This window comes from Kitasatospora sp. NPDC059747 (genome assembly GCF_042732955.1).
GTDB lineage: Bacteria > Actinomycetota > Actinomycetes > Streptomycetales > Streptomycetaceae > Kitasatospora.
In genome coordinates this window covers 32,680-45,039 of record NZ_JBHWGV010000050.1, presented here as the reverse complement: position 1 = coordinate 45,039, position 12,360 = coordinate 32,680, and the positions used below count along the sequence as shown (strand labels likewise).

Below are 12,360 nucleotides of genomic sequence, written 5' to 3'. Positions count from 1 at the left end.
CGGTGTGCCGCATGGGGATCTATCTGGTCGACATCGGCGCCGACGACTGGGCCGACGAGGACGCCTACGCGCCGATCGCGCAGGAGCTCGCCGAGGAGCTCGCCGAGCTCGGGCTGCCGCCGTACACGTGCCCGCCGGAGCCGGCGGACGGCACGGGCGAGCGGTTCGACGTGAAGATCAACGTGCCGATGGACAGCTTCGGACGCCTCTGCCGTGCGCACGACGTGTCCGGCGAACTGCTGGACTGGGAGGTGCTGATACCCGTCGACCTCGACGAGGAGATCGAGCTGCCCGCCGAGTCCGCCTACACCGACACCACCCGGGTGGCCGGCGCCCCCGCGGCCCTGGCCGCCGCCCGGCACCTGGCCGAGGTCCTCGGCCTGCCCCCGGGCATCCCCGCGACCTCCGAGAACCTCTTCCTCAACAGCTGGTTCGCCGACCGGGCGCAGGCCGCCGCCGCGCTCCACCCGGGGCCCTGGACGGAGGACCTCGACGCCGCCTTCCACGTCACCGTCCACCTCCGCGCCGCCGAGTTCGTCCTGCGCACCGGCCGGCCCGTCACCTACTCCTGACCGCCGGCACCCTCCGCCGCGCGCCGCGCCCCGCGGGGGCCGGGCACGCCGCGCAGGACGGAGACGATGCCCGCACCCGCCGCACACAGCGGCACCGCGAGCAGCGCCCCGAGGATCCCGGCGACCCCGGAGCCGGCCACCACCGCGACCATGATGGTGGCCGGGTGCAGCTCCACCGTCCGGCTCTGGATGACGGGCTGGAGGATGTTGCCCTCGATCATCTGCACCGTCAGCACCACCCCGAGCGCCCACAGCGCCGTCCCGAGCCCGCCGTCCGCGAGCGCCACCAGCACCGCCACCGTCCCGGACAGGAACGCCCCGACGAACGGGATGTAGGCGCCCATGAACACGAGCGCGCCCAGCCCCGGCGCGCCCGGCACCCCCAGGGCCACCAGGCCGATCGTGATGAAGCCCGCGTCGATCAGCGCGATCAGCGTCGTGCCGCGCATGAACCCCGCCATCGCGTCGAACGCCCGCTCCGCGCAGGCGACCACGGTGTCACCGCCGCGCCCCGGCAGGTAGGAGCGGATCGAGTCGCCGGTGCGGTGGCCGTCCCGCAGGAAGAAGAACACCAGGGCCAGCGCCAGCACCCCGCCGGTGAGCAGCTGGGTGAGCAGCCCGAGCCCGGAGAGCACGCCGCTGGTGAGCGTGGAGACGAGCGAGTTCGTCTCACCCTTCGCGTTGTCGAGCGCGTGCTGGATCTTCTCGCCGAACGGCCCCAGCCAGTCCGCGATCCGGTGTCCGGCACGCTGGAGCGAGGTGGCGATCTGCGGGGCGCTGTGCACCAGCGAGTTGACCAGCAGCGCGATCACCCCGCCGACGGCCGCGACCAGCACGACGCACGTCAGGGCGGCCGCCAGGCTGCGCCCCACGCCCCGCCGGACCAGCCACGGCACCACCGGATACAGCAGTGACGCCCCGAGCAGCGCCAGCACGAACGGCACGGTCGCCGCCCGCAGCTCGACCAGCGCGAAGACCACCAGCGAGGCGACCGCGATCAGCAGGATGACCGCCACCGACCACGCCGCCGCCCGCCGCATCGCGGGCGGCAGCATCAGGTACGGCCTGCGGTGGTCCGGCGCACCGCCGGACGGGGGCTCCACGGACACGGGACCTCCGGGTCGTCACATCAGTGCGAACCGACCCATCCCATCAGACGATCAGCCGAATTGCCCGTTTTATACCCTTTTGAAGCTCACTGCTCGGTGTCCTCATACTGCGAGTCCTCTACTGCGCATCCTCTACTGGGCGTCCTCGAAGCGAACGGACCCGGCACCGCCCCCGAAGGCCGCCACCCGCTGCGCCTCGGCCTCCGCCGCCTGCCGGTCGGCACGCCGCAGCGGCACGAATGGGCGCACGACGACGTCCTGCCCGGCCGTCAGCTGCCACGTCCCGGCGACGACGCCGTCCACGAGGAGGGTGGGGTGCACGAGCCCGTTCTGCGTCATGACGCGGCCCTTGTGCTCGTCGGCCAGTACCCGGGTGCGGTCGGCGTGGGAGAGCAGCAGGTTGTCGAAGGGCGCGAGGAGCCGGACGGGCGCCGGGGTGTCCGGGCCCGGCCGGGGCGCGTCCGGGAGGTCGTAGAGCACGCGGCCATGCTCGTCGCGGTCGGTGAACAACCGCGGGGCGAGCCCCTTGAGCACCGGCCCGAGCCGGCTGAGGCCGCACCACTTCTGCAGGTCGGCGGCGGTGGCGGGGCCGAAGGCGGCGAGGTAGCGCAGAGCGAGGTCGTCGAGCGAGGGTGCGGGGTCGAGCGGGCGGCCGAGCCAGGCCTCGGCGGTGGTGTGGGCGGCGGGGCCGCCGCGGCCCCAGATCCCGCGCGGCGGCACCTGGACGAGCGGCAGGAGGCAGCGCGCCGCCTGGGCGAGCGCGGCCGGGTCGCGGTCGGGGCGGGTGGCGGCGAGCAGCCCGCCGAGCTCCTGGAAGGTGCGGGGCCGCTCCTCGACCAGCTCCCTGGCCTCGGCGCCCAGCGCGGCGAGGTCGAGCCCGGCGAGCCGCTTGCCGTAGGTGGTGCGCAGCGCCTGGTCGAGCACGGGCTGGAGGAGCGGGCGCAGCGTCAGGCAGTCCTCGGCGGTGACGAGGTGGATGGTGCCGCGCTGGAGCGCGGTCCGGACGACGGCGCGCTCCTCGATCAGCGTGGTGAGCTGCCCGGGCTCGAAGCCGTCGATCCGGGAGAGCAGGCCGAGGTAGGGCGGCTGCGGCGCGGCCTGGGCCTGGAGGCCGCCGAGGTGGCGGACCACCGCGGCGGGCTCCGGGCGGGAGCGGTCGAGCAGGTGCTGGCGGGCCAGCACCGCGCGGCCGAGGGACCTCGGACCGATCACCGGCGGCCGTCCAGGACCGAGCGCAGCACGTCGATCCGGTTGGTGGTGATGGAGTCGACGCCGGTGTCGCGCAGCCGGCGCATGGTGCGGCGCAGGTCGGCGGTCCAGGTGGAGACGGCCAGGCCGGCGTCCCGCGCGGCGGCGGTGAACTCCGGCGTGACGAGCCCGAACGGCGGGTTGAGGTAGCGCGGGCGCAGGTCGTCGAGCAGGGCGCGGACGGGCAGCCGGGGCTGCTTCCAGGTGAGCGCGATCTCGGCGCCCGGGGCGACGGCGCGCACGGCGAGCATCGCGGTGGCCGGGCCGCAGAAGGCGACCAGCTCCTCGGCGCCGAGGCCGGTGACGACGGACCAGGTGGCGGCGGCCGGCCCGGGCTCGTCGAGGTCGACGAGCAGCCGGCGGCCCTCGGGGGCGGCGGCCACGGCCTTGATCGCCTCGGCGAGGGTCGGCACGGCGAGCGGGCCGCGGCGCAGCTCGTCGAGCTGGTCGAGGGTGACGCGCCCGATGTCCCTGGGGTCGTCCCAGAGGCGCTCCAGGGTGCGGTCGTGGAGGAGGACGGGCACCTTGTCCCGGGTGAGCTGGACGTCCACCTCGACGGCGTCGGCGCCGCGGGCGAGCGCGGACTCGACGGAGGCGAGGGTGTTCTCGCGGAAGCGGTACGGGTCGCCGCGGTGGGCGACGGCGAGGACGGGCGTACGGTCGGCGGGGGTACGGGCGGCGGTCATCGAATCTGCCCAGCGATCCAAGGGGTGAGGTCCGGCAGGCCGACGCCCTCGCGGTAGGTCGGCTCGCCGGGGACGGTGACGGTCATGGTGGTGGACGGCGGGAAGGTGCGGGCCTTGACCTGCACGAGGCCGCCCCACACCGAGTTCAGGAACGCCGGGACGCTGTCGCGCTGGACGTCGAAGGCGATGCCCTCGACGCTCACGACCGCCTCGTCGTGCGTGAAGAGGCGGACGGTGACGGCCGGGCGGCCGTCGAACTCCAGCAGCGCCTCGTGCGGAATGGCGTCGAGCTCGCCGCCCGGGCCGCCGGCGCCGACCAGTCCGGCGAAGGTCCGGTCGCGGCCGATGTCGTGCTGGGCGCGGGCGGTGCGGCCGTGCCGGCCGGCGACGGCCTCGATCGCGAGCACGGCGCTCTGGGTGGTCGGCAGGTGCGGGTGGGTCATCCCGGTCGGGGCCTCTCGTTCGGCTCGGGCTGCTCTGCGAATGGCTGGGGGCTGGCTGGGACTGGGTGCGACGGACGGGTCGGCGGCGTCAGCGGCGTTCGATCATCACGTTGGTCGACTTGATGACGGCCGTGGCGGGCGCGCCGGGCACCAGGTTCAGCTCCTCCGCCGACTCCCGGCTGATCAGCGAGACCACCCGGAACGGCCCGGCCTGCACCTCCACCTGGGCGGCCACGTCGCCGAGCACGACGTCGGTGACGATCCCGGGGAAGCGGTTGCGCGCGGAGGACGGCCTGCCCTCCGCCTCGGCGTTCTCCGGCCGGGCCAACTCGCGGGCGAAGGCCGCCAGTTCGGCGCCGGGGATGATCCGGTGGCCGTGCTCGTCCCGCTCGGCGGCGACCCGCCCGGCGTCCACCCAGCGCCGCATGGTGTCGGCGCTGACGCCGAGCAGCGACGCGGCCTCGCCGATGCGGTACGGGTTGACCGGCAGGTCGGGCTGGCCCATGTGCGACTCCTGATGGTGGTTCGGGAACGGGCGCGCGCGGGGCGCATCGCCGCCATCCTGCCGTACCGGCGCCCCGGCCCGCGAAGCGGCGCAGGTCCTCGGCGCCACGGCTCGACGCTGCGGCTCGGCGCTACGGCTCGCCGAAGAGGTCCCGCCGGGCCGCGTCCCCGGCGGTCAGGACGGCCCCGGCCAGCACCGCTCCACCGCCCGCGGTGCCGGCCCGCACCTCGGTGCGCAGCGGGGACAGCGCGGCGAGCCGGCGCTCGACCCGCGCGGCGAGTTCGGGGCCGCCGGCCCGGCCGATCTCGCCGCCGAGGACGACGCAGCCGGGGTCGAGGACGACGCAGACGCTGGCCGCGCCGAGGGCGATCCGCTCGGCGAGCTCGTCCAGGAACGCCCGGCCCGGCCCGTCGACGGCATCGAGGTCGTCGACGGCGTCGAGGTCGCCAACGGTGCCGAGGTCGTCGAGCGCCGCGCGGACGGCGGCCTCGGCGGCGGCCGCGTCCCCGGCCGGGTCGGCGGGCAGGCCGTGGGCGCGGGCGAGCTCGCAGATGGCGGCGCTGCCGACGAGCCCGTGGAAGCCGCCCTCGCAGCTGGCGGCGCTGGGCAGGCCGGCGGTCCCGGGGACGGGCAGGAAGCAGATCTCGCCGGCGCCGCCGGAGAAGCCGCGGCGCAGCCGCCCGTCGAGCACGACGGCCGCGCCGACGCTGTGGCCGAGCCACATCAGCACGAAGGTGTCCCGGTCGCGGGCGGCGCCGACCCGGTACTCGGCTCGGCCGGCCAGGTTGACCTCGTTCTCCAGGATCACCTCGGTGCCGGGCAACTCGCGCAGGGCGGCGAGGAGTTCGCCGTGCCAGGCGGGTAGCGCCCCGGTACTCTGGAGGCGCCCGGTGGCCGGGTCGACCAGGCCGGGCGCGCCGACGGCGACGGTGTGCAGCCGTTCGACCCCGACCCCGTGCGCGACGTCGAGCAGCGTCCGGACGATCCGGTCGGCGGTGCCGGGGGTGCCGCCGCCGTCGACCGGGACCTCGGCCGAGGCGAGGGTGCGCCCGGCCAGGTCGGCGACGACGAGGCTGACGCCGCCGGAGCGGACGTCGAAGGCGGCGAGGTGGGCCCGTGAGGCGACCAGTGCGTAGACCCGGGCGTTGGGACCGCGGCGCTGCTCGCCGCGCTCGCCGACGACGGCGACCAGGCCGGTGCGCTGGAGGCGGTCCAGCAGGTCGGCGACGGTGGGACGGGACAGGCCGGTGAGGCCCCGCAGCTCGGTGGCCGTGAGGGGGCCCTGTTCGAGCAGCAGGTTGAGCGCCAGCCGGTCGTTGATCGCCCGGGCGGTGCTCGGCGTGGCCGTACGCACGGTGGTCATGGACGCTCATCCTTCCAGAGTGTTTCTATCAGGGTCCCTTCCTGATAATTTATCGCCCGCCGCAGCAAACTGCCGCCGCCGCAACCCGCCGCCGGACGGCCGATCCGCCGCGTGCGACCGGGAGGGAACCCCACATGACCACGACCGCACCACTGGACCCGCTGCCCGCGCCCCGGCGGGCCAGGGCGAGCATCGCCCTGGTGTTCGCCGTGCACGGCGCCGTCACGGGCACCTTCGTCAGCCGGATCCCGTGGATCCAGCACCGCCTCGACCTCTCCCCCGGCCAGCTCGGGCTCGCCCTGGTGATGCCCGCCGTCGGCTCGTTCCTCGCGATGCCGCTGGCCAGCCGGTTCGTCCACCGCTACGGCGGGCGCGCCGCGGTGCGCGGGCTCATCTCGCTGTGGTGCCTGGCGCTGGCCCTGCCCGCGCTCGCGCCGTCGCTGCCCGTCCTGTGCGCGGCCCTGTTCGTCTACGGCGCGACCTCGGGCATGTCCGACGTCGCGATGAACGCGCAGGGCGTGGAGATCGAGGAGCGCCTCGGCCGCTCGATCATGTCCGGCCTGCACGGGATGTGGAGCGCGGGCGGGCTGCTGGCCTCCGGCTTCGGCATCCTCGCCGCCCACCTCGACCTCGACGCGCGCCTCCAGCTGGCCGTCACCGCCCTCGTGCTGCTGGCCCTCGCCCAGGTCGTCTGCCGGGGCCTGCCCGACCTGCGGGCACCGGAGGAGGCCGAGGCGCCGCCGCGGTTCGCGCTGCCGCCGCGCAGCTCGCTGGTGATCGGGCTGGTCGGCTTCTGCGCCGTGTTCGCCGAGGGCGCCTCGATGGACTGGAGCGGCGTCTACCTGCGCGACATCACCGGCGCCTCGGCCACCGTCGCCGCCGTCTCCTACTCCGCGTTCGCGCTCACCATGGCCGTCAGCCGGCTGGCCGGGGACGCGGTGATCCGCCGCCTCGGCGCCGTCCGGGCGACCCGCCTCGGCGGTGCCACCGCGACGGCGGGCGGCGTGCTCGTCGTGCTGGCCGACGAACCGGCCCTCGCGATCCCGGGCTTCGCGCTGATCGGCGTCGGCATCGCGGTCATCGTCCCGCTGGCCTTCGCGGCGGCCGGGCGCAGCGGCCCCAACCCCAGCCAGGCCATCGCGGGCGTCGCCACCGTCACCTACACCTCGGGCCTGATCGCCCCGGCCGTCGTCGGCGGGCTCGCCCAGGCCACCTCGCTGACCGTCTCCTTCGTCCTCGTCACCGCGCTCGCCCTCGCCCTGGTACCGAGCGCCGGGGCACTGCGCCGCAGCGAACGGAACGCACCCGACGGCCCGTCCAGCGGCGTGAGCGCCCCGGCGGGCAACGACCTCTCGACGCTCTGACCCGACGGGCACCCCCGCGTCTTCCCCCGGATCGGCGCACAACTTTTCCGCGCCGGGCGCGGTCGAACACTCCAACGTCGACCACGGGGAGCGCACCGATGACCCATCGCACGAGACTCGCGACGGCCGCCGCCGTCCTCGCCCTCACCGGAGGGTCGGTGCTGGCCGCACCGACCGCCGGTGCCGCCACCGCGACGACCGCCACCGACTTCGGGCCGGCCGAGATCCGCACCGGGATGTACGCGGGCCAGAACGACCTGTGCCTGGAGGTCGCCGACTGGCGCACCGACGACGGCGCCCCGGTCCGGATCTGGACCTGCACCGGCGGCGACAACCAGAAGTGGACCCAGACCGCCAACGGCTGGATCAACCTGCACAGCGGCAAGTGCCTGGAGATCCCCGCCTTCAGCACCACCCCGGGCACCCAGGCCGGCCAGTGGACCTGCAACGGCGGCAGCAACCAGCAGTGGAGCGACCCGCCGGTCAGCCACGCCGGCACCCCCCGCCACATCGTCAACGCCAACAGCGGGCTCAGCCTGGACGTCGCCGGCGGCGTGATCGCCGACGGCACCCCGGTCATCCAGTGGGACTTCCACGCCGGGGACAACCAGTTCTGGCACTACAGCCCCGAAAAGGATCCTTACGCATAGGAGAGCTAGGCTCGGGCGGTGCACGCACCAGACGCAGCCCCCGCACCGCCCGAGCCCGCACCGCGTTCGCCGTGGTGGCGCTTCGCGCTGCTCGTCCTGATCCTCGGCGCCGCCGCCGGGTCGCTGCTGCTGTGGAGCCCGACGGCGTTCCTGCGCGGCGGGCTGCCCGCCGGGGTGCCCGGGTACTGGCTCGCGCCGGCCTTCGTCACGGTCTACGCCCTCGGCACGCTCGCCTTCCTGCCCCGCCCGGCCCTCAACGCCGCCGCCGGGCTGCTGCTCGGCATCCAGCAGGGCACCCTGCTCGCCGTCCTCGGCACCACCCTCGGCGCGGCGGCGGCGTTCGGCCTCGGCCGGGCCCTCGGTCGCGACGCGCTGCGCCCCTTCCTGCGCGGGAAGATGCTGACCGCCCTGGACCGCCGCTTCACCGACCAGAGCTTCCGCAGCGTCCTGCTGCTGCGCCTGATGCCCGGCCTGCCGTTCCAGGCCGGCAACTACGGCGCCGCGTTCTCCGGCACGCGCTTCGTGCCGTACGTCCTGGCCACCGCCATCGGCGTCGTGCCGACCACCGCGGTGTACGTGACGGCCGCGGCCAGCGCGCGCCGGCCCGGCTCGGTGTCGTTCCTGCTGTCGGCGGGCGTGATCGGGGTGTTCGGCCTGGTGACCCTGGTCTCGCTCTGGCGGGCCGCCGTCGCCCGCCGCCGCGCCGCCGCCACCACCGCCTGAGCCGGACACGCGCTTATTCGCTCGCGATCCACCCCCGCCCGGCGCCACCATGGCGGCCATGACCAACCTCACGCCGCGGGTCGACCCGCCCATGTCCGCCGACGAGACCACCATGCTGACGGCCTGGCTGGACTTCCACCGCAGCACGCTCGCCCTCAAGTGCGAGGGCCTCACCGACGACCAGCTGCGCACGCGTTCCGTCCCGCCGTCCGGCCTGTCCCTGCTCGGCCTCGTGCGGCACATGGCCGAGGTCGAGCAGCACTGGTTCCAGGGCATCCTGCTGGGCGCGGACGTCAGCACCGGCCACTACTGGACCCCGGAGAACGAGGACGGCGACTTCGACGACGTCGCCACCGCGGACGTCGCCGCCGACTTCGCCACCTGGCACGCCGAGGTCGACGCCGCCCGCCGCGCGATCGCCGGCCTCCCGCTCGACACGGTGGGCAAACGGCAGCGCCGCGACGCGGACGTGACGCTCCGCTGGATCCTCGTCCACATGATCGAGGAGTACGCGCGGCACAACGGTCACGCGGATTTTCTGCGCGAGCTGCTGGACGGCAGGACCGGGGAGTGAAATCGTTTCCGCATTGTTGACAGAAGGTCAATTACGCGGTGACCACGACCGATAAGGTCTACGCGCGCAACCGTACGCAAGCCACCCGCGTCGATGTTGGTGCCCGGGTCCGCCCGGGTTTCCGGCGCGGCACGACTCGTACGGGGGGCGCGAGCGGGCACGGGACCGGTGAACAGTGCGATACTCGGACAGTTCCGACGAGTGGATGACGTGTCAAAAAGGGCACGCGCACCCGGGGGGACGCGGCCGGGACGAGGCAGGGAGGCGCGGCATGGGAGCACTTCGCGACGAGCACCACAACGGGTGGCTGATGCCCTCGGGGCACTACCCGGCCGCCGTGTACGACGACGAGTGGAGCGAGCGGGACACCGTGCCCGCGATGCCGTCGCCGGCCAAGATCGTCTCACTGCGGCCGACCGGATTCGAGGCCGCCCGCACCGTCGGCGAGCACATCCGGGCCAGCACTCCGGTGGTCATGGACCTCACCGAGATGGAGGAGGCCGAGGCCAAGCGGATGGTCGACTTCGCCTCCGGGCTGATCTTCGGCACCCAGGGCGGCATCGAGCGGATCGCCCGCCGGGTCTTCCTGCTCACCCCGGCCGACGTCGAGGTCATGGTGATCGACCGCCCGCTCGACGACACCGGGTTCTACAACCAGAGCTGAGCTCCCGAGGGAGCGGCACGAGGACCGGGGACGGCAACCGCCGTCCCCGGTTTTTTGCTGCCCGGCCGCCGGTCCCGCACGCCCCACCTGAGGCGACCAATCCTATTTTGAGACATCCATGTCTCACTTGAGCTACACTCGAAGCATGGCCACCGATCGCGACACCGTCCTCGAAGCCGCCGTCAGCGTGCTCTCCCGCCGCCCGACCGCCCACCTGGACGAGATCGCGCGCGCCGCCGGCATCAGCCGCGCCACGCTGCACCGGCTGTTCCCCGGCCGCGAGGCCCTGATCCGCGAGGTCGGCCTGCTCAGCCTGCAGCGCTTCGCCACCGCGCTGGACACCGCCACCGCCGGGGAGGGCGACGCCGAGGCCGCGGTACGCCGCCTGGTCGAGGTCGCCGTCCCCGACGCCATGCTCTGCGCCTTCCTGGCCGGCGAGAACCAGCTCTACGACGACGAGAACATCAACGCGCTCTGGGAGACCCAGACCGAACGGCTGCACGCGCTGTTCCTGCGCGGACAGCACCAGGGCGTCTTCCGGATCGAGCTGTCCGCCGCCTGGCTCAGCGAGGCGTTCTTCGACCTCGTCGCCGGCGTCGGCTGGGCCATCCAGGACGGCCGGCTCGCCCCCCGCGACGCCGCGTTCTCGATCACCGAACTCTTCCTCGGCGGCGCCCTGCGCCGACCCTCGTCCCCCGCTCCCACCTCCTCTTCGGCCCGCTCAACGGAAACCGATACACCATGAGCAGCACCGTCCTGGCCACTCCGAGCCTGACGAACCCGACCCCGAGCCGCCGCTGGAGCGGCCTCGCCGTCCTCGTCCTCGCCGTCACCCTGGTCGCCGTCGACGCGACCGTCCTCTCCCTCGCCATCCCCTCCATCAGCGAGACGCTGCGCCCCAGCGGCACCCAGCTGCTCTGGATCGGCGACGCCTACTCCTTCGTCCTCGCCGGCCTGCTGGTCAGCATGGGCGCGCTGAGCGACCGGATCGGCCGCAAGAAGCTGCTGCTGGTCGGCTCCACGGCGTTCGGCGCCGCCTCGCTGCTCGCCGCGTACGCGCCCGGGCCCGGCTGGCTGATCCTGGCCCGCGTCCTGCTCGGCGTGGCCGGGGCGACGATCATGCCGTCCACCCTCTCGCTGATCCGCAGCCTCTTCCCGGACGACCGGGAGCGGGCCACCGCGATCGGCATCTGGGGCGCCGCCGCGGCCGCGGGCGCCGCGCTCGGGCCGGTGGTCGGCGGCGTGCTGCTGGAGCACTTCTGGTGGGGCTCGGTGTTCCTGCTCAACATCCCCGTGCTGCTCCTGCTGCTGGGCTTCGGCGCCTGGCTGCTGCCCGAGTCCAGGGACCCGAAGCCGGGCCGCTGGGACGTGCTGAGCGTCCTGCTGTCACTGGCCGGTGTGATCGGCGTCGTCTACGCGGTCAAGGAGGCCGCCGCGAACGGCGTGACGCGCTGGGACGTGCCGCTCGCCGGCCTCGTGGGCGCCGCCGCGCTGACCGTCTTCGTCCGCCGCCAGCTCCGGCTGGACACCCCGCTGCTGGACGTCCGGCTGTTCCGCGACCGCCGGTTCACCGCCGCCGTGCTGGCCTCGCTGATCTCACTGATCGGCCTGTCCGGCGTGGTCTTCGTGACCTCGCAGTACCTCCAGCTGGTCCGCGGCTACGAGCCGCTGCAGGCGGGCCTCGCCGAACTGCCGGCCTTCGCCGGCTCGGTGGCGGGCGGTCTGCTGACCGCCCGGCTGGTCCGGCGCACCGGCGCCCGGGCCGCGCTGACGTTCTGTCTGCTGGCGATGGGCCTCGGCGTCGGCGTGCTCGGCTGGCTCCAGCAGGACACCACGTACCTGGTGCTGGCCGCCTCGTTCCTGCTGGTCGGGACGGCCGAAGGGGTGGTCTACACGCTCGGCGCCGACCTCGTGCTGAGCGCCGCGCCGGCCGACAAGGCCGGGGCCGCCTCCGCCGTGTCGGAGACGGCGTACGAGCTGGGCACCGCGCTCGGCATCGCGCTGGTCGGCTCGGTGGTCGGCTCGCTCTACGCGAGCGGGCTGTCCGTGCCGCAGGGCGCGGACCCGGCCGCCGCCGCCCGGGCCGGCGAGTCGCTCGGCGGGGCCGTCGAGGCGGCCCACGGGCTGCCCCAGGCCCTCGGCGAGCCGCTGCTGGCGAGCGCGAAGCACGCGTTCGTCCACGGGATGAACGTCGCGGGCATCGCCTCGGCCGTGCTGCTGATCGGCGCCGCCGCGATGGCCTGGCGCCTGCTGCGCGGGCTCTCCGCCCCGGCGGCCGAGCCGACGGAGGTCCGGCCGGCGCCCGAGAAGGTGGATGCCTAAACGGTTCTGCAGCGAAACGGTTCTGCTCCTAAGCGGTTGGGCGGCCCCGCACCCTGTTCCCGCGGGGGGGGGGGCCCGCCCGCGTGGGGGGGCGCGCTGGGGGGTGAGTGGCTGGGGGGCTGACACCATGCCAGGGC

14 protein-coding genes are annotated in these 12,360 nt (G+C 74.6%); 8 read left to right on the top strand and 6 right to left on the bottom strand.

Annotated elements, in window-relative coordinates:
• Positions 1–11: 11 nt before the first annotated feature.
• On the top strand, positions 12–572 hold the full coding sequence (locus tag ACFV4G_RS22275) for a hypothetical protein (RefSeq protein WP_380443005.1): 561 nt from the start codon (positions 12–14) through the stop codon (positions 570–572).
• On the opposite strand, the gene ACFV4G_RS22270 is transcribed toward ACFV4G_RS22275, so the two are convergent.
• The 6 genes from ACFV4G_RS22270 to ACFV4G_RS22245 all read right to left on the bottom strand — a co-directional run bounded on the left by ACFV4G_RS22270 (position 563) and on the right by ACFV4G_RS22245 (position 5,926).
• A complete protein-coding gene (locus ACFV4G_RS22270; RefSeq protein WP_380443003.1) occupies positions 563–1,681 on the bottom strand; it encodes an AI-2E family transporter in 1,119 nt (372 codons plus the stop codon). The two genes, ACFV4G_RS22275 and ACFV4G_RS22270, sit on opposite strands and share 10 nt — an antisense overlap.
• 132 nt (positions 1,682–1,813) lie before the next feature.
• On the bottom strand, positions 1,814–2,893 hold the full coding sequence (locus ACFV4G_RS22265) for a winged helix DNA-binding domain-containing protein (protein ID WP_380443001.1): 1,080 nt from the start codon (positions 2,891–2,893) through the stop codon (positions 1,814–1,816).
• On the bottom strand, positions 2,890–3,615 hold the full coding sequence (locus tag ACFV4G_RS22260) for a glycerophosphodiester phosphodiesterase (protein WP_380442997.1): 726 nt from the start codon (positions 3,613–3,615) through the stop codon (positions 2,890–2,892). The genes ACFV4G_RS22265 and ACFV4G_RS22260 overlap by 4 nt, the downstream gene beginning before the upstream one ends.
• Entirely contained in the window at positions 3,612–4,058 is a 447-nt protein-coding gene (locus tag ACFV4G_RS22255) for a hypothetical protein (RefSeq protein ID WP_380442995.1), read from the bottom strand. Before ACFV4G_RS22255 ends, ACFV4G_RS22260 begins: the two co-directional genes overlap by 4 nt.
• 88 nt (positions 4,059–4,146) lie before the next feature.
• Positions 4,147–4,563, bottom strand: coding sequence for a TOBE domain-containing protein (locus tag ACFV4G_RS22250; RefSeq protein WP_329929323.1), 417 nt, complete (start codon positions 4,561–4,563; stop codon positions 4,147–4,149).
• A 130-nt stretch (positions 4,564–4,693) separates the two neighbouring features.
• On the bottom strand, positions 4,694–5,926 hold the full coding sequence (locus ACFV4G_RS22245; protein ID WP_380442993.1) for an ROK family transcriptional regulator: 1,233 nt from the start codon (positions 5,924–5,926) through the stop codon (positions 4,694–4,696).
• Between the two features lie 134 nt (positions 5,927–6,060).
• Here ACFV4G_RS22245 and ACFV4G_RS22240 point away from each other — a divergent pair, with 134 nt between their 5' ends.
• The 7 genes from ACFV4G_RS22240 to ACFV4G_RS22210 all read left to right on the top strand — a co-directional run bounded on the left by ACFV4G_RS22240 (position 6,061) and on the right by ACFV4G_RS22210 (position 12,223).
• Complete coding sequence (locus tag ACFV4G_RS22240) at positions 6,061–7,290, top strand: MFS transporter (protein ID WP_380442991.1); 1,230 nt, start codon at positions 6,061–6,063, stop codon at positions 7,288–7,290.
• Positions 7,291–7,388: 98 nt separating this feature from the next.
• Positions 7,389–7,940, top strand: coding sequence for an RICIN domain-containing protein (locus ACFV4G_RS22235; protein ID WP_380442989.1), 552 nt, complete (start codon positions 7,389–7,391; stop codon positions 7,938–7,940).
• An 18-nt stretch (positions 7,941–7,958) separates the two neighbouring features.
• Positions 7,959–8,663, top strand: a complete 705-nt coding sequence (locus ACFV4G_RS22230; RefSeq protein ID WP_380442987.1) for a TVP38/TMEM64 family protein — start codon at positions 7,959–7,961, stop codon at positions 8,661–8,663.
• A gap of 58 nt (positions 8,664–8,721) precedes the next feature.
• Entirely contained in the window at positions 8,722–9,237 is a 516-nt protein-coding gene (locus ACFV4G_RS22225; RefSeq protein WP_380442985.1) for a DinB family protein, read from the top strand.
• A gap of 271 nt (positions 9,238–9,508) precedes the next feature.
• A complete protein-coding gene (locus ACFV4G_RS22220; RefSeq protein WP_359961994.1) occupies positions 9,509–9,901 on the top strand; it encodes a cell division protein SepF in 393 nt (130 codons plus the stop codon).
• A gap of 145 nt (positions 9,902–10,046) precedes the next feature.
• A complete protein-coding gene (locus tag ACFV4G_RS22215) occupies positions 10,047–10,646 on the top strand; it encodes a TetR/AcrR family transcriptional regulator (RefSeq protein WP_380442983.1) in 600 nt (199 codons plus the stop codon).
• On the top strand, positions 10,643–12,223 hold the full coding sequence (locus ACFV4G_RS22210; protein ID WP_380442981.1) for an MFS transporter: 1,581 nt from the start codon (positions 10,643–10,645) through the stop codon (positions 12,221–12,223). Before ACFV4G_RS22215 ends, ACFV4G_RS22210 begins: the two co-directional genes overlap by 4 nt.
• Positions 12,224–12,360: the final 137 nt, after the last annotated feature.